The 17,581-nt window shown below is 66.6% G+C and carries 24 protein-coding genes and 1 pseudogene; 19 read left to right on the top strand and 6 right to left on the bottom strand.

From position 1 onward, the window contains the following. Nucleotides 1-22 precede the first annotated feature (22 nt). The 18 genes and pseudogenes from AB0E05_RS04345 (at nt 23) to AB0E05_RS04260 (ending at nt 10,976) form a co-directional block, all read left to right on the top strand. Nucleotides 23-223 carry a hypothetical protein gene (locus AB0E05_RS04345; protein ID WP_361958541.1) on the top strand — a complete coding sequence of 67 codons (201 nt, stop codon included), beginning with the start codon at nt 23-25 and terminating at the stop codon, nt 221-223. A 178-nt stretch (nt 224-401) separates the two neighbouring features. Next, nucleotides 402-611: pseudogene (locus AB0E05_RS04340) on the top strand (hypothetical protein); the annotation flags it as partial. Nucleotides 612-651: 40 nt separating this feature from the next. Continuing rightward, nucleotides 652-1,347 carry a hypothetical protein gene (locus AB0E05_RS04335; protein WP_361959119.1) on the top strand — a complete coding sequence of 232 codons (696 nt, stop codon included), beginning with the start codon at nt 652-654 and terminating at the stop codon, nt 1,345-1,347. Further along, the gene (locus AB0E05_RS04330; protein ID WP_361958538.1) at nt 1,344-1,703 is read left to right on the top strand and encodes a DUF3310 domain-containing protein; all 360 of its coding nucleotides are present in this window, start codon (nt 1,344-1,346) and stop codon (nt 1,701-1,703) included. Before AB0E05_RS04335 ends, AB0E05_RS04330 begins: the two co-directional genes overlap by 4 nt. Beyond that, entirely contained in the window at nt 1,703-2,503 is an 801-nt protein-coding gene (locus tag AB0E05_RS04325; RefSeq protein WP_361958535.1) for a metallophosphoesterase, read from the top strand. The genes AB0E05_RS04330 and AB0E05_RS04325 overlap by 1 nt, the downstream gene beginning before the upstream one ends. A 44-nt stretch (nt 2,504-2,547) precedes the next feature. Beyond that, entirely contained in the window at nt 2,548-3,225 is a 678-nt protein-coding gene (locus AB0E05_RS04320; protein WP_361958532.1) for a hypothetical protein, read from the top strand. 89 nt (nt 3,226-3,314) lie between these two features. Then, nucleotides 3,315-5,321 carry a ribonucleoside-triphosphate reductase, adenosylcobalamin-dependent gene (nrdJ, locus tag AB0E05_RS04315; RefSeq protein ID WP_361959084.1) on the top strand — a complete coding sequence of 669 codons (2,007 nt, stop codon included), beginning with the start codon at nt 3,315-3,317 and terminating at the stop codon, nt 5,319-5,321. A 46-nt stretch (nt 5,322-5,367) separates the two neighbouring features. Further along, on the top strand, nt 5,368-5,880 hold the full coding sequence (locus tag AB0E05_RS04310) for a hypothetical protein (RefSeq protein ID WP_361958529.1): 513 nt from the start codon (nt 5,368-5,370) through the stop codon (nt 5,878-5,880). Between the two features lie 84 nt (nt 5,881-5,964). Further along, the gene (gene thyX / locus AB0E05_RS04305; RefSeq protein ID WP_361958526.1) at nt 5,965-6,636 is read left to right on the top strand and encodes an FAD-dependent thymidylate synthase; all 672 of its coding nucleotides are present in this window, start codon (nt 5,965-5,967) and stop codon (nt 6,634-6,636) included. Beyond that, on the top strand, nt 6,633-6,854 hold the full coding sequence (locus AB0E05_RS04300; protein WP_361958523.1) for a hypothetical protein: 222 nt from the start codon (nt 6,633-6,635) through the stop codon (nt 6,852-6,854). Before thyX ends, AB0E05_RS04300 begins: the two co-directional genes overlap by 4 nt. After that, nucleotides 6,851-7,090, top strand: a complete 240-nt coding sequence (locus AB0E05_RS04295) for a thioredoxin domain-containing protein (protein ID WP_361958520.1) — start codon at nt 6,851-6,853, stop codon at nt 7,088-7,090. The genes AB0E05_RS04300 and AB0E05_RS04295 overlap by 4 nt, the downstream gene beginning before the upstream one ends. A 109-nt stretch (nt 7,091-7,199) precedes the next feature. Next, nucleotides 7,200-7,475: a hypothetical protein gene (locus AB0E05_RS04290; protein ID WP_361958517.1), complete on the top strand. Its 276-nt coding sequence runs from the start codon at nt 7,200-7,202 to the stop codon at nt 7,473-7,475. Beyond that, nucleotides 7,468-7,695, top strand: a complete 228-nt coding sequence (locus AB0E05_RS04285) for a hypothetical protein (RefSeq protein ID WP_361958514.1) — start codon at nt 7,468-7,470, stop codon at nt 7,693-7,695. The genes AB0E05_RS04290 and AB0E05_RS04285 overlap by 8 nt, the downstream gene beginning before the upstream one ends. Continuing rightward, on the top strand, nt 7,692-7,868 hold the full coding sequence (locus AB0E05_RS04280; RefSeq protein ID WP_361958511.1) for a hypothetical protein: 177 nt from the start codon (nt 7,692-7,694) through the stop codon (nt 7,866-7,868). Before AB0E05_RS04285 ends, AB0E05_RS04280 begins: the two co-directional genes overlap by 4 nt. 1 nt (nt 7,869) lies before the next feature. Further along, nucleotides 7,870-8,028: a hypothetical protein gene (locus AB0E05_RS04275; protein WP_361958508.1), complete on the top strand. Its 159-nt coding sequence runs from the start codon at nt 7,870-7,872 to the stop codon at nt 8,026-8,028. A gap of 68 nt (nt 8,029-8,096) precedes the next feature. Further along, entirely contained in the window at nt 8,097-10,016 is a 1,920-nt protein-coding gene (locus tag AB0E05_RS04270) for a DNA polymerase (RefSeq protein WP_361958505.1), read from the top strand. A gap of 27 nt (nt 10,017-10,043) precedes the next feature. Next, the gene (locus AB0E05_RS04265) at nt 10,044-10,484 is read left to right on the top strand and encodes a deaminase (protein WP_361958502.1); all 441 of its coding nucleotides are present in this window, start codon (nt 10,044-10,046) and stop codon (nt 10,482-10,484) included. Nucleotides 10,485-10,592: 108 nt separating this feature from the next. Beyond that, nucleotides 10,593-10,976 carry a histone-like nucleoid-structuring protein Lsr2 gene (locus tag AB0E05_RS04260; protein ID WP_361958499.1) on the top strand — a complete coding sequence of 128 codons (384 nt, stop codon included), beginning with the start codon at nt 10,593-10,595 and terminating at the stop codon, nt 10,974-10,976. Nucleotides 10,977-11,061: 85 nt separating this feature from the next. Here AB0E05_RS04260 and AB0E05_RS04255 read toward each other — a convergent pair whose 3' ends face one another. After that, a complete protein-coding gene (locus tag AB0E05_RS04255; RefSeq protein WP_361958496.1) occupies nt 11,062-11,334 on the bottom strand; it encodes a hypothetical protein in 273 nt (90 codons plus the stop codon). A gap of 1,060 nt (nt 11,335-12,394) precedes the next feature. On the opposite strand from AB0E05_RS04255, the gene AB0E05_RS04250 reads away from it, so the two are divergent. Then, nucleotides 12,395-13,597 carry a helix-turn-helix transcriptional regulator gene (locus AB0E05_RS04250; protein ID WP_361958493.1) on the top strand — a complete coding sequence of 401 codons (1,203 nt, stop codon included), beginning with the start codon at nt 12,395-12,397 and terminating at the stop codon, nt 13,595-13,597. A gap of 44 nt (nt 13,598-13,641) precedes the next feature. On the opposite strand, the gene AB0E05_RS04245 is transcribed toward AB0E05_RS04250, so the two are convergent. The 5 genes from AB0E05_RS04245 to AB0E05_RS04225 all read right to left on the bottom strand — a co-directional run bounded on the left by AB0E05_RS04245 (nt 13,642) and on the right by AB0E05_RS04225 (nt 17,477). Beyond that, nucleotides 13,642-14,265, bottom strand: a complete 624-nt coding sequence (locus AB0E05_RS04245; RefSeq protein ID WP_361958490.1) for a hypothetical protein — start codon at nt 14,263-14,265, stop codon at nt 13,642-13,644. A 141-nt stretch (nt 14,266-14,406) separates the two neighbouring features. Then, nucleotides 14,407-14,964: a phosphotransferase gene (locus AB0E05_RS04240; protein ID WP_361958487.1), complete on the bottom strand. Its 558-nt coding sequence runs from the start codon at nt 14,962-14,964 to the stop codon at nt 14,407-14,409. A 247-nt stretch (nt 14,965-15,211) separates the two neighbouring features. Further along, entirely contained in the window at nt 15,212-16,108 is an 897-nt protein-coding gene (locus AB0E05_RS04235; RefSeq protein ID WP_361958484.1) for an aldo/keto reductase, read from the bottom strand. Then, a complete protein-coding gene (locus tag AB0E05_RS04230; protein WP_361958481.1) occupies nt 16,108-17,190 on the bottom strand; it encodes a cupin domain-containing protein in 1,083 nt (360 codons plus the stop codon). The genes AB0E05_RS04235 and AB0E05_RS04230 overlap by 1 nt, the downstream gene beginning before the upstream one ends. 122 nt (nt 17,191-17,312) lie before the next feature. Next, complete coding sequence (locus AB0E05_RS04225; protein ID WP_361958478.1) at nt 17,313-17,477, bottom strand: hypothetical protein; 165 nt, start codon at nt 17,475-17,477, stop codon at nt 17,313-17,315. Nucleotides 17,478-17,581 lie beyond the last annotated feature (104 nt).

The following is a 17,581-nucleotide window of genomic DNA, read 5'->3' as shown; positions in this document are numbered from 1 at the left end:
TACATACGATTCGGAAGTCATAGTGAAGATGAAGGCAACACCGCGTGCAAGCTTCGTCGTTAGCGTCGATGCGGGCCTGTGTGACCAAAAGGTTCACGAGATCGCACTCATCATGACGACCCTGCTCAAAGGGATGACTGAGGCTCCGGTAAATGTGACCTTCCAGCGTCACTTCAAGTTTCAGGAAGAACGATCCGGTGACCCGTTCTCGGCTTCCTACTGACTCTGACTTGTCATTCATACGGAGGGCATGATGCAGAACGAAACAACTGGTCCATCCCGGTCGGGGGTCAGCCAGCGGCTGGACCGGGTTCCATCAGGAGCCCTGGATCCGACCTGGTCCCTCATGAGCGAGGCTCATCGCCGGTTCCCGGTGACGGTGCGCTACAGAGAGGCTGGTCATGGCCCGCTTCGCGCGCCGCGGTCCTGACGCCGTTCCCGGCCCGATCGGCGCGGTCCTCCTCCGCTACTACCCGCAGTGGGTTCCGCCTGTCTACCGGCCGGGATGGGTGTCATGCCTGTGCCCCGCGCACGTCGAGCATACGCCGAGCGCGAGCGTCAACTACGACGAGGGCGCAGTGTGTTGCCAGGCTTGCGGATTCAGAGGCTCGGCCTATTCGATCATCATGAAGAAAGACAGGTGCACCTTCCGTGAGGCTCAGCAACGAGCGGAAGAGCTGGCTGATGGACGCGACGAAAGTCTTCTACAGCCAGGTGGGCGGGTCTCCGGCCGAAGAGTATTTGGTCAGCCATCGCGGCCTCGCCCCGTCGACGGTGGAAAGGTTTCGTCTGGGGTACGTCGGCGACGGTTCGGTACCGCGCGGTCTTGAGCAGTACCGCGGATGCGTCGCTATCCCGTACCTGCGCCGGGGAGCCCTCGGCGCCTGGTCGGTGATGTCGATCCGGTTCCGGTGCGTGCGCCCGGAGTGCGTGAAGCACGAGGACGGGTCCTTCCGAGACGACGAGATCCATGTAGGTCACGGCAAGGTCCAGAGCATGGCCGGCGACACTCACCGGATCTACAACACGCTGGCGATTCAAGAGGCTTCCGACGAGATCGCGGTCTGTGAAGGCGAGCCCGACACCTGGACGAGCGCGCAGTGCGGCATCCCGACCGTGGGGATCCCGGGCGTCAACGGCTGGAAGGGGCACTTCGACAAGCTGTTCGTCGGGTACAAGCGCGTCTGGATCCTAGCCCAGGGCGACGACGCGGGCCGGAACTTCGCCGAGCAGGTGGCCGCCCGTATTCCGAGCGGCCTGATCGTCCCGATGGACAAGGGGCTGGACGTGAACAAGACCTTCCGGAGCCTCGGGCCGGAGGCCGTACTCAACAAGGTGGGCAAGTGAAGGACGACAACGGCCGTCCGCTGACCCGGGCGCAGGAAATCATGAGGCTCGCCATCAGGCCCGAACCGGGCCGCCCGTACAGGGAGTGGCGTACGTCCAGGACGTCGGTACGTCGAGCGGTACCGGGCTTGTCATACATGGGCGAAGGGGAGCGGGATGCGGTGAACCACCCCTCCCACTACACCAGCCACCCGAGCGGAGTGGAGTGCATCCAGGTCACGGAGCACATGAACTTCAATCTTGGAAACGCCGTCAAGTACCTCTGGAGAGCCGGGTTGAAGGACTCGGACAAGACAGTTCAGGACCTTCAGAAGGCGCGGTTCTACATCGACCGAGAGATTGCGAGGAGTAAGTAATGCGACGCATCGTCGTTATCAGCGACACGCAAATGCCCTACGAGGACTCGCGGGCCCTCCGGAACGTCATCAACTTCGTGGGGGACTACCAGCCGGACGCCGTGATCCAGATCGGCGACCTGATGGACTACCCGGAGCCGAGCCGGTGGAACACCGGAACCCGGACCGAGTTCCAGACCAACGTCCTGCGGGACTCCGACTATGCGAAGCGGAAGTTCCTCGCCCCGCTGCGGGATGTCTACGACGGGCCGGTCGGAGTGCTCGAAGGCAACCACGACCTCCGGCCGCGGACGTATCTGGCGAAGAACGCACCGGCCCTCGCGGACGCCAAGCACTTCGATGTCGATCAGCTCCTGGACTTCGACGGCTTCGGCGTCGAGCTGCTGCCGGCCTATCACCCGATCGCGCCCGGATGGGTGGCGATCCACGGACATGAGAGCAAGGGCATGAGCCCCATCCCGGGCCGAACCGCAGCCTCCAAGGCTGTGAAGGCGGGTAAGTCGCTGGTCATGGGGCACACCCACAAGCTCGCCGTCTGCCCGACGAGTACCGGCTACGGGGGCAAGTTCAAGGTGACCTACGGGTTCGAGGTCGGGCACCTCTGCGATCCGCGCAAGATGACCTATCTCCAGGGCGGTCCCGCGAACTGGCAGCGGGGCTTCGGTGTCCTCTACGGCGGCCAGTATGGCGCGACGCCGTACGCGATCCCCGTCGAGGACGACGGCTCGTTCGTGGTCGAGGGCCAGCGCTACGGGGCTCTCGCGCGCAACGCGCAAGGTCACTTCGTCCGCGCGGCGTGACCTCTCGCAGCTCCCGGGCTTGTCATACATAGAGAAAGAAGAGAATGCACGAGATCACCGCCGACGAGTGGGACAAGCTCTACACGGCATCGGTCAGGGCTGGGCGAGCCGTGGCCCGCAAGTTCCCCGGATCCGTCGAGCCGGACGACCTCACCCAGGGGGTGATGGAGCGATTCATCCGGTCCGAGGGTGCCGCCCGCAAGCTGCTCGACTCCGGCGACGTCCACGGCAACGGGCCTGTGTTCAGGGCCCTGCTCATCATGGCGAATCAGGTCGCCGCCGGGGAGGTCTCCCGGCACCGGCAGTTCCACGGCACCTTCACCTACACCACGGACCACGTCCGCAAACTGCTGGCTGGTGGGCTCCTGTGCCGCGAGGAGCGGAGCAGCATGTTCGAGGCTCAGCTCAACGCCCTCTCCACCGGGCGCCGGTCCAAGTCCGACTTCGCTGTCCGCGTGACCGTGGACGACCGGATCGACCTGGAGCGCGGGATGCGTCAGCTCACCCCCGCTCAGAGGGGCATCCTCGTCCGCCGTTACGTCGATGGCGACGCCCTCGACGGCGGCGAGCGCAAGGAACTGTTCCGGGCTGTCGAGGCCCTGACGCTCCGGATGAACGGGCGCGCCGCGGTATCCCGCGCCGACCACGACGGTCCTGGCAGTCGTCGGGCCGTCAGCAGCGCGCATGCTCGGTTGACCAGCGGGATGGCCTATGCCGGATGACCGCTGGCTGACCCCGTGGGGGGATCTGCGCGACGCGGACGACTACGAACATCAGCAGGACACCCAGACCAAGGAGTATCCGCGTGAAGATGACCCAGACCGGCCGCGAGGTCTACCAGCGCACCTACGCCCGTCCTCTCCCGGACGGGACGCTGGAGACCTGGCCGCAGACCGTTGCGCGTGTCGTGCGCGGCAACATCGAGCTGGTGGACGAACGACACATCGAGCCCGGCGAGGCCGAGGCTCTGGTCGAGATGCTGACCAGTCTTGAAATCGTTCCTGCCGGCCGTCACCTGTGGGCCTCCGGAGTCCCGGGCCGTCAGTTCCTCTACAACTGCCACGTCGCGCCCTGGTCCGCCGGTCTTGCCGATCATGTCGAGTTCACCTTCATGCGGCTGATGGAGGGCGGAGGTGTCGGCTCTCGGTACGGCCGCGACGCCCAGCCGGCAGAGACGGTGAAGCAGGAGCTGGAAGTGCACATCGTCTGTGCCCCCGAGCACCAGGACCACCAGGCCCTCACCGAAGCGGGCTACCTGTCTGCGGAGTACGCGGCCGGATGGCCCGGCGCCTACACCGTGGAAGATTCCCGCGAGGGCTGGGCGTCGGCACTGGTGGATCTCATCGAGACCTTCCTCCGTCCCGATGTGAGGAACCGCAAGCGTGTCTACGACGTGTCACGGGTCCGCCCGGCAGGGGCGGTGCTGCGGTCCTTCGGTGGGACCGCGAGCGGCCCTCTCCCGCTCGTGAAGCTCTTGGTCGAGGTTGGGCGGGTTATGAACTCGGCTGGCTCCGCCCGTCGTCCGGTGTCGGGGCTGGAGGCTATGCAGATCGACCACCTTGTTGCCGAGTGCGTGGTCTCCGGAGGTAACCGCCGCTCCGCCCGCATGTCGATGATGCACTGGACCGATCACGAGATCATGGACTTCATCAACGCGAAGAAGAGCGGCGGGATGTGGACGACGAACCTCTCGGTGATCACTGACGGCGACTTCGTGCGCGAGGTCGGCCGCGGTGATGACGCTGCGGAGTCCGCCGCGCAGGTCTTCGACGCCGTGCTGGACGCCATGTACGTGAACGGCGAGCCCGGCTTCTGGAACGAGGAGCTGTCCAACCGGGACGAACCCAACGCCACCGTGGCCACCAACCCCTGCGGCGAACAGCCGCTCCCCGAAATGGGGTCGTGCACCCTGGGGCATGTCAACCTCGGTGCGCTGTGGCGGCCCGAGGACGAGGACAGGCTGTTCGAGGCTCACCGCCTCATGACGCGGTACCTGATCCGGGCAACGTACGGCGACATCACCTATCCGAAGCAGAAGGAAGTGATGGAGCGGGACCGCCGCATCGGGCTGGGGCATATGGGGGTGCAGTGGTACGCGGTGCTCAACGGTTTGAAGTTCTCCGAGATCCCGGATTCCTGGATGGAGCACCTGCTCAAGGAGCTGTATCAGCACGTCAGGGAGACCGCAGAAAAGTACGCCCGTGAGCTGCGGATCCCGGTACCGGTCAAGCTCACGACGATCGCCCCCACCGGCTCGGTGGCCAAGCTCAGCGGTGTGTCCGAGGGGCTGCACCCCATCTACGGGAAGTGGTTCCGCCGCCGGATCCGCTACTCGGCCATCGACCCCAAGCAGGTGGGGCAGCTCAAGGCTTATGAGGAGCGGGGCTATCACGTCGAAGACTGCCTCTATGCCCCGTTCACCAAGGTCGTCACCATCCCGACCGAGGACGCTCTGATTCAGGAAGTCGTCAACTTGGGCCTGGGCTGGCGGGAGGCCGGGGACCTGGTGGAGAGCGCTGACGACCTGACCGTGGAGCAAATGCTCGCCGTACAGGCTGCCTACCAGCGGGCGTTCGTGGATTCCGCCATCTCGTTCACTGTCAACTTCGACCCCGCGAAGGTGAGCCGGGACCAGCTTCGTGCAGCGCTGCTCAAGTACCTGCCCGATATCAAGGGCACGACCGTGCTCCCCGAAGGGAGTTACGCCCAGGCGCCCTACGAGCGGATCAACGAGGCCGAGTTCGCCGCCGCCACGGCAAAGGAGTCCGGGGACGCGGTCGACGTCGACTGCGCCCAGGGAGCGTGCCCGATCAAGTAGCTCCACCAGCCCTTCCACTTCACATACATACTGACGAGGAGAAACTATGACGTACAACCCGTTCGATCCCGCTCCGTCCGAGACTCCCGCCGTGCCGGGGACCGTCAACTCGGAAGTGCCAGCGGCCGTGGCAGCCGCCCCGAACCCCTTCAAGATCGGCTTCACTCTCAAGGCGAGCGACAAGTTCAGTGGCGAGTGGCTGACCCCGGCCGTGTACGGGGCGACGGCTGTGGAGACCGCCGAGCGCGGCCGTGACCTCCTGGTCGCCATGCAGGATGTGGGCCTGATCGACCTGACAGCCAAGGCCGCGGGCTACATGCGGGCCCAGCACATCGCGCCGGAGACGCCGAAGGGGCAGCCGAAGTTCGCGGGCGGCAAGGTCCAGCACCAGACGACGCCCGCAGACGCGGGCGAGTACATCTGCGAGCACGGCCGCCGCAACTTCAAGGACGGCGGGACCTGGGCCGCTCAGTTCTGCGGCGCCCCGCAGGGCGTCCAGAAGTCCGATCAGTGCCCGCCCCTGTGGCGTCAGAAGGACGGGAGCTACCGGGCCAAGTAGGGGCAGACGCCGTATCGGGGCCCGGCCGAGTGCCGGGCCCCCGTCGAGAGGTTCACATTGAGCACGATCCGTTTCCGATCAGACATGGGCGTCGAGCTGATCGACGCCATGGGCGGAGACCACAGCATCGTCCGCGCGGCCCGAGTGTCCTCCGGCTCCAAGACCGGAGACCCGGTTAGGGACGGCGGGCTGATCAACTTCCTTATGAGGGACCGCCACGGCAGCCCCTTCGAGGCCGCCGTGCTCCAGTTCAAGATCGGCGTGCCTTTGTTCGTGGCTCGCGAGTGGTTCCGTCACCGCGTCAGCAGCTTCAATGAGGTGTCTGGCCGGTACACGGTCCTGGAGCCCGTTTTCTACGAGCCCGCCGAGGGCCGACCGATGACGCAGCTCGGCAAGCCCGGGGCGTATCGGTTCGAGCCGGGCACCGTCACGCAGGCCCGGCACTCGCGTGTCGCGCACCGCCAGGTCGCCGAGACGGCGTGGACCGCGTACGAAGACCAGCTCGCCCTTGGCGTCGCCCGCGAGGTCGCCCGCAACGTTCTCCCGCTGTCGCTCTACACCTCGTTCTACTGGACCGTGAACGCGCGCTCGCTCATGAACTTCCTGTCCCTGCGCCGGGTCACCGAGGCAACGACTGTGCCGACGTACCCCCTGTACGAGATCGACCAGGCCGCTGGCCTGGTGGAGGAGCTGGCGCGGGAGGTCGCGCCCGAGGCGTTCGCGGCCTTCGACAAGCACGGGCGGGTGGCCCCGTGAGCGAGACCCCCCACCTCCCCCGCTTCATCGTGTACTCGTCCCGCTGGGGCTGGAACAACGGTGCCGAGTTCCGGTTCGCCCGCGACGACCAGCATGTCCGCCGCATCCTCCGCGGCCTGTTCTCCCGGTACGGACACGAACTCGACGCCGCCGTTTTCGTCGCCGGAGAGCGCTGCGACGTGTCCAGCCGGTTCATAACCCCCAAGGAGACCTCTTGATCAAGTTCTACTACCTGCCCGACTGCGGCCCGTGCGAGGCGACCAAGCCGCTGGCGATCACCGCCGCCGAACGGACCGGGAAGGACATCCTGTTCATCAACGCACAGACCCGCTCCCCTGAAGACCTCGCCGCCGAGGGCGTGACCATCGCGCCGACCATCTGCAACGGCCAGCGCAAGATCAAGGGCGAACAGTCCCTTGACCGGCTGCTGCGCTTCTTCGGGGAGGCCGCGTGAACACCCTCATCGCCATCCTCGTCGGCGCCAACATCGCTTTCCTGTTCCTACTCTCAGCGGGGGTCGTCCTCGGAGCCCGCCAGAACAAGGACTCCAGGGGGGAGCGCCGGTGAGCTTCAACAACGCCATGCCCGGCTGGCTGCTCGCGGGCCTTGCCGAGATCCGGGAGGAGCGGGCCCTCGTCCACCAAGACGCCGAGGCCCACCCGCGGATCGACACCGCCGGCAGGGCGACCGTGGCCGTCACCGGCACCTATCGCGGCGACGGGACGTCCACCTCCGATACAACCGTCCACCTCACCCTCGAAGCGGCCGAGAAACTGCACCAGCAGCTCGACCGCGCACTCAAGTCCCATCGCGTCCACCTGGAGATGACACGTGTCTAGCACCCTGCCCGACCCCGACGAGTTCGCCGAGTACCTGCGGCAGGCAGGCTTCAACATTTTGGACGCACAGATGAACGAGGCCACCGAGGTGATCGCCCAGGTCATCACCAAGGGCGGCGAGCTGAAGAAGCACGCCCGAGCCGCCGGTTTCAGCGAGGGCGTAGCCGAGGAGATCGCCGTCGCCTTCATCGACCGCATGGTCTCCGGGGGTACCGAGTGACCGATGCTGCGATCTTCGTTGAGTACCCCGACAGCACGGTGGACGAGTTCCACGGCGAAGTCGTCTACGAACGGGAAGCCACCCTCATCTACGAGGCGGGCGGCGTCAGTCACCGCATCAACCACGGCCACACCAGGGCCATTCACGTCCACCCCACGACCGCGGAGAAGTGACATGTACCTCCTCAACCCCCGCCTGCGCGGCGCGTACAGCCGTCTCCTCGCCGAGAAGCGTGACCTGGAACACGCCTACGCCCAGCTCGAAGAGGACTTTCGAAAGCTCCAGCGAAGGGTTCCCCGCCGCGACGAGCGAGGCCGCTTCACCGCGCACTAGCACTTGACATACATAGGGGCCCGCTTCGGCGGGCCCCTTCTTTTTTGGGGTTTGGAGAACCACTTCAGATGATCCGCATGTGCGTGAAGGTTGCCGACACGCCGGTTGTCATCAACGTGCTCGAACGCGCACAGGACATAGAGGAGTTCGTGCGCTGGGTCCGACGCCACCGGGCCGCTCTCGGCTGTGACGTGGAGACCACGGGTCTGGACTGGTGGTCCGAGAGTTTCCGTCTCCGGCTGGTGCAGTTCGGTACCGAGGACACGAGCTACGTCGTGCCCGTCGAGCTGGGCACCGAGCTGCTGGCGGCAGCGGTCGGAGCCATCCGCCACGCAGAGAAACTGATCTTCCACCACGGCACCTACGATGCGCTCGCCCTCGATGCCACGACCGATCTCACGGTGGAAGAGATCTGGCCCAAGGTGCTGGACACGAAGATCGTCGCGCACCTCGTGGACAGCCGCGGGGAAGCGGACGGCGGAGTCGGGCACAGTCTTGCCGCGCTCACAAAACACCATGTCGACAGCGGCGTGGCAGCCCGGGTCAAGGGCTCCATGACGGAGATCGCCAAGTCCCTCAAGGCCACCAAGGCCGAGGTGTGGAAGAAGGTCCCGTGGGACCACGGCGGCTTTCTCGCGTACGCCGGACTTGACCCCGTCCTCGCCTTCCGGCTCGGTCGGCGTCTCATCGCCAAGCTGCCCAGCACGGTCTATCGGAAGACCGAGATCGGCCCCGGCATCCCGCCGATGAATCTGGTCGAGTTCGAGCACAAGGTGGCTGAGGTCTGCGCGTTGATGAGCCGGGCCGGTATCCGGCTGGACCGGGACTACACCCTGCGCCTGGAGGCCCGACTCGCGCTCGAAGAGAGCCGCTGGACCCAGCGCGCCCAAGAGCTGGGGTGCGGGAACCCTTGGAGTACCGAGCAGTGCGCCGATGCCTTCGAAGCCCGGGGTGTCCACCGGTTCGACCGCACTCCCACCGGGAACCGCAAGATCGACAAACGGTTTCTCGACGCCCGCAGGGAAGCGGGCGATGAGCTTGCAGAAACGATTCACCAGGCCAAGGCCGCGAGGAAGAAGCGCGCAACGTGGCTGCGTTCCTTCCTGGAGTCCGTGGACTCCTCCGGGCGGGTGCACCCGTCGATCAACTCCATCCAGGCGCGCACGGCCCGCCAGAGTATCCAGGGCATCCCCGCCCAGACGCTTCCTGCCGGGGACTGGGAGATCAGAGCCTGCTTCGTCGCCAACGAGGGCGAGATCATCCTCTCGACCGACTACGTCAACATGGAACTGCGGTTCCTCGCCGCCTACGCGAACGACCGCCGAATGCTCAACGCCTTTCGTGACGGCGAGGATCTGCACCAGATCACCGCAGACGCGGCGGGCGTCAGCCGGAAGATCGGCAAGATGACCAACTTCCTGATCGTGTTCGGCGGCGGCCCCGGCGCTCTGGCGGAGCAGGCCGGTATCTCGAAGGCCGAGGCCGAGCGCATCATGGAGATCTTCATGGAGACCTACCCGGGCGTCGCCCGCTTCATGAAGGAGATGACCAGCGTGGCCCGCCGGGCCGGGTACGTCACCACGCCTTCCGGCCGACGCCTGTATGTGGAGAAGCGGTTCGCTTTCCGGGGCACCAACTACTTCGTCCAGTCCGGTAGCCGTGACGTCACGTGCCGGGCTCTCATCCGGCTCCATCACGCCCGGCTCACCCCCCATCTCCTCCTCCCGATCCACGACGAGGTGCTGTTCTCGGTACCGGCCGAGCATGCCGACACCGCCGCCCGGATGGCCGATGAGCTGATGCGGGAGACGGTGCGCGGGCTGGAGATCCCCACCGACCCGGACCGCGGCGGTACGTCCTGGGGATCCCTCTATATGAAGGGCGTCGACACCCTCACCCGGCACGACGACTACTACCGGGAGCATCCCGACCAGGCGCTGGCCGACGACCGCCGCCGGCACCCCGAGACATACGCGGTTGCCGCGTGATCGGCGCTGCACAACACGGAGACCATCTTGAACTCGAAGCCGTCCCGGCCCGACTGGGACACGTACTTCCTCGCGGGCGCGCAGTGGGCATCCACGCGAGCCGACTGCGTCCGCTCCCAGGTTGGCGCCCTGCTGGTCGACCATCGCAACGAGGTCATCAAGACCGGATACAACGGAGCCCCGGCCGGTGTGCCGGGCTGCGCGTCACGGGGTGCCTGCCCCCGGGGCAAGCTGTCTCTGGAGGAGTGCCCCAGGGACAGTGATTACAGCAACTGCATCAGCGACCACGCCGAGCGGAACGCGATCCGGAGGTGCCCGCCGCATGAGCTTCGCGGAGCGACCCTGTACTCCACGAGAGAGCCCTGCCCCGCCTGCTGGACCCTTGTCGAGGCGGCCGGAATCAGCCGCGTCGTCTGGCTGGGAAATGATGCTGAAAATGTTTTCCAGAAATCATTCGAGGTAAATTAGTGAACACTTTCAAATCATGTTTACAAGTTGACATCCATACAGCTTGCAGAGGGTTTGAGCGTATGGTTAGCTCGACTTAAGTACCGGTCAGGTCAGGAGGGTGCGCACGTGAAGTTGACGCCCGTCATCAAGATGGAGTTCGCATCGGTCCTCGGTCGGCCCTACGTGGGTTTGGTCGAAATCGATGAGGAGCAGCAGCGAACGGTGGAGAAGCTGTTCGAGGCATACGAGGCGGCCGAGAGGGATCTCGCCGAGGCGGCCTCGAAAAGGGAAGAGGCCGCGGCCGGGCTCATCACGGTCCTCGAAGGGATTGGTGTCCGGCCTGCCGAGGAACCGAAGACCACCCCTGCGGACCGGGATAAGATCCGTCTTTGGGCGGAGCGGGCCGGGCACAAGGTCGCGCCGCGGGCCCGTATCCCCAACGCTGTACGGGCCGCCTACGACAAGGCGGCGCTAGCGGGCAAGCTCAAGGATGACGAGAAGGTGGGCTGAAAGAGCGGGGGCCGTTCCCGGCCCCCGCTCTGCGTGGGTCGACGCCCCCTCGGCGGGCCCGGGGCATCCGCTCAGGGGGCTGGCTTCACTGCGGCGGCTGCGGGCATCCGTGCTCAGGCCGGAAGAAGTTCGGGCAGGCGACGAGTTGGACCGAACAGAAGGACGATCCTCCGTTGATCCACCATCCGCCGACTGCGTCCCGCCGGTTGGCGAGGGAGTCCCGCGCGCCTGCGAGATAGACCCCGATCGACTCGTCCGACCTCGCATGGTGCGAGTCGAACTGGGGGGCGTAGTTCCTGATCGTTTCTTCGTACCACGCGATGGCGGGCCCCTCTTCGGTGAAAGTCCCTCTGATCATCTTTGGGGACTTGAGGAGCCAGTTCGCGGGCTCGATGGGGGCGATGGACAGTGAGCTGAACTGCGGGTTCGTCGGTCTGCGCAGAGAATCCGTCCCGTAGTCGCTACCACTGCCGACCCAGACGTAAGCATGGTGGTGGACTGGTGATGCCAACGATCTTTCCTCCAACCCGAGAAGGGCGGCCCCGGGAACGGGACCGCCCTTCGTTCACTGGTGTGCGGAGACTAGCGGATCAGCGTCGGCCGCAGCCCTGCCCGTCGCCGCAGCCGCCACTTTCGTTTCCGCCCTTGCCGTCGCTGTCGTCCTCGTCGCCGCCGAAGCGGGTGACGAGCAGTTCCTTGGTGGTTTCCATGACCTTGCCCTTTCTCTGTGGAATGGGTGGTGCTCTGGAACCCGCCTTCCGCGCGAGCCGGGTCGCCCGCCCTGAGTGAGGGCGAACGGGGCCCGTGGCGGCGTCGAGCGGGGGGCGGGGAACTGCCCCGGTTCCGGCGCGAGCGGCGTACAGGTGGGGCTGTACCTCCCGGTCGGCGTGAGGGAGCCGGCCGAGCGCTGGAACCGGGTGTCGTGACCCGACTCCCCGGACTGGCTACTCACGGGGCCGATCCGGGGAGCCGGGAGTTCGAGACGTCCGTGCTGCGGGATCGCTAGCGCGGTTGATACGCCGGAGGTAGAGGATCAGCGCGGTGCGGCCGGTTGCGCGGCCGTGGTGTGCGTCGAGCGCCTGGAGCTGGTGTCGCTCCCAATCGGTTGCGATGCGCAGGAACACAGCGGGCGCACTCCAGGTGAACCCGGACGGGCGTCTGATAGTCACGACGTGCCCGTGCTGCTCATGGACATTGCCGACGAGTTGCGCCTTGGTGTCGTAAACCGCCGCGCCCTGCTCCCAGGTCAGTAGCTGGACCATCACGCCCGCCTGCTGTTGTCTCCCGACTGCCTCTGACGTTTAGTCAACCTCATTGCTGGACGCGTAAGTTGCACAGGAAATGCACACCGGGCTCTTGGGGCCTGGGCGCCTGCGAGCATGGAGAGTAGCCGCGACTTCGTGAGGAAGACTTAGCCCATGAGTACTACCCCAGACGGGGGCGCGACCGGCCTCGCGCCCGGTGAGAACCTGGCCCTACTGCGGAAGGCCCGGTGCCTGACGCAGAAGCAGTTGGCGCAGCGGGCGAACATCTCGCTCTCCCTGCTGGCCAAGATCGAGGTGGGGGACCGGACTCTGACGCCAGCGGTGGCCGCCGTGGTCGGCCGGGCCATGGGTATCACCATGGCCGAGGTCATGGGCAAGGCGACTGTCGCAGAGACCGGGGCGCAGTCGCTCACCGACCTGCGAGCCGCGCTGCGCGACTACGACGTTCCCGGCGGGACACGGCTCCCGGAGGGCCAGCTCGGTGCGGAGATGGCCCTTGCGCACGGGTTCCGGAAGGACGTGAAGGTCGTTCAGCTTCTGGAAGCGCTCCCCGGACTGCTTCGGAACGCGACGACCAACGCCCTGACGGCCAACACCGATGCGGCGTGGGCGGCACTGTGCCAGGTCTACAGCACGGTCTACTGGATCGCGGCCCGGTATCGGTGGATGGACCTCGCCGAGCTGGCGGTCGCCCGGCAGCGGTGGGCGGTGGAGCAGCGGCCCACCCCGCTGGCCCTCGCAGTCGCGGCCCGGGACCGCGCCGGCACCTATCTGAACTTCGGGGACGTCGAGCGGGGGCTCGACGTGATCGATCACGCCGTGTCGGAGGCGGAGCGGGCTCTCAGCGGGCAGGCCCGGGATACGGCGGTCAACGTTCTCACTCTGCGCGGCATGACGCTGGCGGGACGGCTTCCCGACAAGAAGGAAGCTCGGCGGGAAGCCGCGCGCCACATCCGTTCGGCGGCCTCGTCGGCGGAAGGGCTCGGCAGCCGCGATACTTGGGTGCTGGGCCTGACGGTCGGCCCGCAGAACACCGTCCTGCACAGGTTGGCGACATATGTCGATCTCGGCCGGCCGCGGGACGCGCTGGAACTCCTGGACGACTTGCCTGCCGCGCTGGAGGGCCTTCCCGCTACCCGGGTGGCCCCGACCTATATCAGCGTGGCGCGCGCCCAGCTCGACATCGGGGACCGCGACGGGGCGTTGAAGCATCTGGGCATCGCGTGGGACACCGCCCCGCAGATGGCGCGCATCCATCCCATGGGCAGGGAAGTGTTCCGCGTGCTCTCGTCACTGCACCGGCGGGCTAATCCGACCCTCACGCGCATGTCGAAGCTGTCGGGTATCGGCCTGTAGCTACTCTTCCGCGCGGCCGGCTCTGCGCGGTCCGGGGCCGGGAGTCATCCCGAGGTGTCGAGTTCTCTGATGTCCACCGGGGTGCACTCGCGCAAAGAGGTGAGGGCGCGGTAGGCGACCGCCCAGGGCGCCATCGGGTCCTCGTAGCGGATCTGCTGGGGTTCTTTGCTGATCGCCCGGAGAGTGCCAGGCTCGAAGAGGAAGGCTTCTACGCCCCAGCCGTACGGCCTTCGCACCCAGGCAGCCGCGTGTCCCCGGCGGAGGCGCGGACAGTATTGGATGGCCTTGGGGGCGCACGGCGGGCACACGGGCGGAGAGGAGGTCACCTCGTCTTCGCGGATGGGTACTCCTCCCGCCCCCGCGACGACCCAGAGCTGCCGCTCGGCCTGGTACGTGGGGACTCCGCAGATCTGACACAGCAGGTCGAGCACCGCCCGCCGCTGCCGCAGTGCGTGGACGTCCTCGAAGACGGCCCGCCCCTTGCCGGGCTGGAGGGTCTGCCGCAGCCACAGGACGTCGTGGCTATCGCGGTCGTACATCGATTCGTCGGCGAAACCGAGGCGCGTGACACGCCCCGGCGTGTTGATCAGATCGGGGAAGATCGTGCGCTCGTGCTCCCATCGGGTGATGTAGGGGACGGGGAGGCCGGCGTAGGTGTAGGAGGCCATGGGGGCTGCTTTCGTTCTGCCGGTTCTGTTCCCGGCTGGCGGTGCGGAACCCGGCCGTGCCAACCATCCGGGAATGTCTCCGGGTGGGCAGCACGACCGGTGTCGGTGGAGACCGCCGTTTTACCGGAATGTGACGGTCCGTCAGATGCAGGTGCGGGCCAGCTCGTGGAGCGCCGGAGCAAGCTCCGGGTGATCGCCCCGGGAAACTGACTGCATCAGGTCGGCGATCACCACCAGGAGGGCGGCTTGGCCGTCCTCGCTCTGCAACGTGGGGAAGACCTCAAAAACCTTCCTGATGAACCCCGGGACCTGGCAGCCGTACGCGGCGAGCAGGGCCTCGTCGTAGCCTCGCGGTGCCAGTCCGAACCCCTCCCAGTCGAGCAGGAAGGGGGTGGTCATGGTGATGTTGGCCAGGTGGAGATCGCCGTGGGCCACGGTCCAGACCTCGATCTGCGGGGCATCGATACCGAGGAATCGGGGGACCGAACGGTCGATCCACTCCTGGCGGACCGCGACACGGTCCGTGGTGCTTCGCGCAACGGTGTCGAGGTCGTTGCGCAGGGCGGCCCACCATCTGCCCGGGAGTTGCAGCGGCTGTCTGAGCACCGGTTCGTCGGAACATACGGGCTCGTTGACCGCCTCGGACAGTTCCGCAAGGTAGGCGTATCCGTCCCGTACGTGCGTGGCAGATGCGATCATCCGCGGTTTGTTTACTCGTCCGTCGAACAGTTCCGCGGCCACCCTCGTGCCCTCCCACAGCTTGCCCGTGGCCCTGCTCGGCGGGGCGCCGAGCAGCCTCAGCCAGCAGTCGCCTTGCTGAGGGTGGTGCACCCGGCCACTGAGCGATCGGCCGAGCCACCCCCAGGTGAGATCACCGGAGACGGTCACACCGAACTTCGCGGTGGACCGAGTGAAGGCACTGCGCATCTTCAGCTCGACCCGGGGGTCAGTCGGAGGCGAGTACATCGAGCACCCTCGCTAGCGTCGAAGCGGTGAGCGGCTGGTTGAGGGCACCGCGGGCCTCGTACCAGTGCGTCACGCTGGAAGTGGAGAGGAGGACTCTACTCACCCCGGGACAGGAGCCAGCGACGAGAATGCTGGCCTCGGCCGGACTGAGTCGCCGGTCGATGAGGTCCCTCAGTTCGGGCGTCACGATCTCCGGCAGCGCACCGCCGTGGAGCGGTGACGAAGCGTAGACCTCCCAACCCAGGTGAGCCGCATCGGCCACGGGGCCCTGCCCGGTGAGCGCTTGCTCGATCGGGGCCGCGTTGACGAGGGAGACCGGGAGCTGGATCGCCCGACAGTGGTGATCGCGGGTACCGGCGACCTCCGCCGCCAGGCTGTCCAGCTCGGGAACGTTGAACAGGTCGCTGTCGAACCCGCTCCAGGTCGCCACCCCGTAGGCGCTGATGTGCCCCGCGGCGACTTGTTCCTCCAGTGCCGTGAAGGCGCCGCGCAGCGCGTCATACGGATCGAGGTTGCTGATCTCCGGGTTGTGCGCAAAGACCAGATCCAGTTGCTCCCGGCCCAACTCCGCACGATTCCGATCGCATTGCCACCCGACGTAGGCGGGGTTGAGGCAGTGGCCCGAGACCAGCGACGTCGGGAGTGACCCGTCCTTCTGGGCCGCTTCCGCCATCGACTTGCCGACGTACCCGACCTTCGTGGAGACGCTGATCTCCGGCTGCCCGAGCGGGTTCCTCAAGAGCGAGTGCGCGCTGTTGTCGAGGTAGTTCGGAGCAGTGTCCACCCAGGCCGTGTCAGGGTTGTCCCCCGCGACGGCCACCATGCGCCTGACCGCGTTCGGCTTGATGCGGTAGGTGCCGAGTCCGAGTCGCGCCATCACGGCAGGTCCCTCCCGACTGCGGCGGCCTGGCCGTCTACGAGATTCTGGACCACTTCCACCACGCCCGAGAGGGTGAGCCCTGATGCCTTCACCAGTTCGCCCAGGGAGATTGACCCCGGCCCGGCGTCGATCAGAGCATGCAGCAGAGGGCTGACTGCGGGATCCAGGTCCCATTCCTTGCTACAGGCCCGGAACAGCACGCCGTCCGGCCGCGACTCGTCCAGCACGGGCCTGCCCGTGAGGAGCTGAACGCGAAGGCCGGGATCTCGCGGGATCTCCGAGACGTGGGGCAGGCTCGTTCGCAGTCGGTTGAGCGCCGTCCTGTCGCGGTTCTCCACGTAGCGCCGGAGCAACTGAATTCCGTCGAAGAACTCGGTGACCCGGCCCGCGAGGCGCTGTACGTGCTCCTTCTGCTCACTCTCGGGCCGGTGGATGGGTAGGTCCATACGGAAGATCTCCTCTCCGCGAAGTGCGTCGGTGATCCAACCGAGAAGGTGGGCCCCTGTCGCGGGCATGAGGCCGAAGGTGGCGTGGAGGGACGGAACGCCCTCGGTGGCCGTGACGGAATGCCACCACCCTCGCGGTAGGTACAGGAGGTCGCCGGGCTCAAGGGTCAGCTCCTCCAGCGGGCCCCCGGTCGGCTCCTCCGGGTCGACAGCGTCCCGGAACAAGGGGGCTGGCCTGGTCGGCCCGTAGATCTTCCAGTGCTTCTTGCCGTCGAGTTGGATCACGATGACATCGTGGTCGTCCCAGTGGGTCTTGAATCCGGGAAGCGGCTTTAACGAGGCGTAGACGTTGGTCTGCACTCGGGTGCGGAGCAGTCGTTCCATCTCGATGGCGGCGCTGCCGAGTGATCCGCAGATCTCGTCCATCGAGTCGAGGACCAGAGAAGCGCCTTCTGCAAGGCACGTATGGAGCCTTGCGGGGTGGACCCTGTGCCACACGGTGTTCCGGCTCGTGGTCACGGCCTCGGCGTACCGGTGCAGGGGGATCGGCTCGCCATGGATCGTCAGCCGCATCCGTGGCGGCTCCAGGCGATGGGTGCCGATGATCTCGTTGACCCCGTCCCAGGTCAGCATTTGCTGAGGGGCGCTGATGGCGCCGGGGATGTGGAGGTGTTGGCGATGCAGCACCTCGGCCAGGAAGTTCTCCTGGCCGAGGTGCGTCGCCAGGCTAAAAGGCGACAAGGGGAGCTTCCTCGCTAGTCGTTGCCGTCACTGCGGCCGGTTCCGCCGCCGTCCCCGAGGAGACTGTTGCGGTCGCGGGCCACATGGATGTCACGGCGGGCCCGAACCAGCCCCCCGCAGCGGGACGCCTCGGAGTCCCGGTCCTCCGTCTCCGTGGCCGGGTCGATGGTGCTCGGCATGTTGGTCTCCGATCTCTCGGTGTTCGTCCACACCCCGGAAGGGGTGTGCTGGACCGCCCCCGGCGGGAGCCGGGGCAGGCCGCTCCGTCACGGGCGGCCGGCCC

This window comes from Streptomyces sp. NPDC048057 (assembly GCF_040653095.1).
Taxonomy (GTDB): Bacteria; Actinomycetota; Actinomycetes; order Streptomycetales; family Streptomycetaceae; genus Streptomyces.
Note: the sequence above shows the minus strand (reverse complement) of the source record. Positions and strands in the feature narration are given on the sequence as shown.

Excerpts from the sequence above, each read along its gene's own strand:
- AB0E05_RS04325 (WP_361958535.1), top strand. The coding sequence starts at position 1,703 with ATGCGACGCATCGTCGTTATCAGCGACACGCAAATGCCCTACGAGGAC.
- AB0E05_RS04320 (WP_361958532.1), top strand. The coding sequence starts at position 2,548 with ATGCACGAGATCACCGCCGACGAGTGGGACAAGCTCTACACGGCATCG.
- nrdJ (WP_361959084.1), top strand. The coding sequence starts at position 3,315 with ATGACCCAGACCGGCCGCGAGGTCTACCAGCGCACCTACGCCCGTCCT.
- AB0E05_RS04310 (WP_361958529.1), top strand. The coding sequence starts at position 5,368 with ATGACGTACAACCCGTTCGATCCCGCTCCGTCCGAGACTCCCGCCGTG.
- thyX (WP_361958526.1), top strand. The coding sequence starts at position 5,965 with ATGGGCGTCGAGCTGATCGACGCCATGGGCGGAGACCACAGCATCGTC.
- AB0E05_RS04275 (WP_361958508.1), top strand. The coding sequence starts at position 7,870 with ATGTACCTCCTCAACCCCCGCCTGCGCGGCGCGTACAGCCGTCTCCTC.
- AB0E05_RS04270 (WP_361958505.1), top strand. The coding sequence starts at position 8,097 with ATGATCCGCATGTGCGTGAAGGTTGCCGACACGCCGGTTGTCATCAAC.
- AB0E05_RS04255 (WP_361958496.1), bottom strand. The coding sequence starts at position 11,334 with ATGATCAGAGGGACTTTCACCGAAGAGGGGCCCGCCATCGCGTGGTAC.
- AB0E05_RS04250 (WP_361958493.1), top strand. The coding sequence starts at position 12,395 with ATGAGTACTACCCCAGACGGGGGCGCGACCGGCCTCGCGCCCGGTGAG.
- AB0E05_RS04245 (WP_361958490.1), bottom strand. The coding sequence starts at position 14,265 with ATGGCCTCCTACACCTACGCCGGCCTCCCCGTCCCCTACATCACCCGA.
- AB0E05_RS04240 (WP_361958487.1), bottom strand. The coding sequence starts at position 14,964 with ATGATCGCATCTGCCACGCACGTACGGGACGGATACGCCTACCTTGCG.
- AB0E05_RS04235 (WP_361958484.1), bottom strand. The coding sequence starts at position 16,108 with ATGGCGCGACTCGGACTCGGCACCTACCGCATCAAGCCGAACGCGGTC.
- AB0E05_RS04230 (WP_361958481.1), bottom strand. The coding sequence starts at position 17,190 with ATGCTGACCTGGGACGGGGTCAACGAGATCATCGGCACCCATCGCCTG.
- AB0E05_RS04225 (WP_361958478.1), bottom strand. The coding sequence starts at position 17,477 with ATGCCGAGCACCATCGACCCGGCCACGGAGACGGAGGACCGGGACTCC.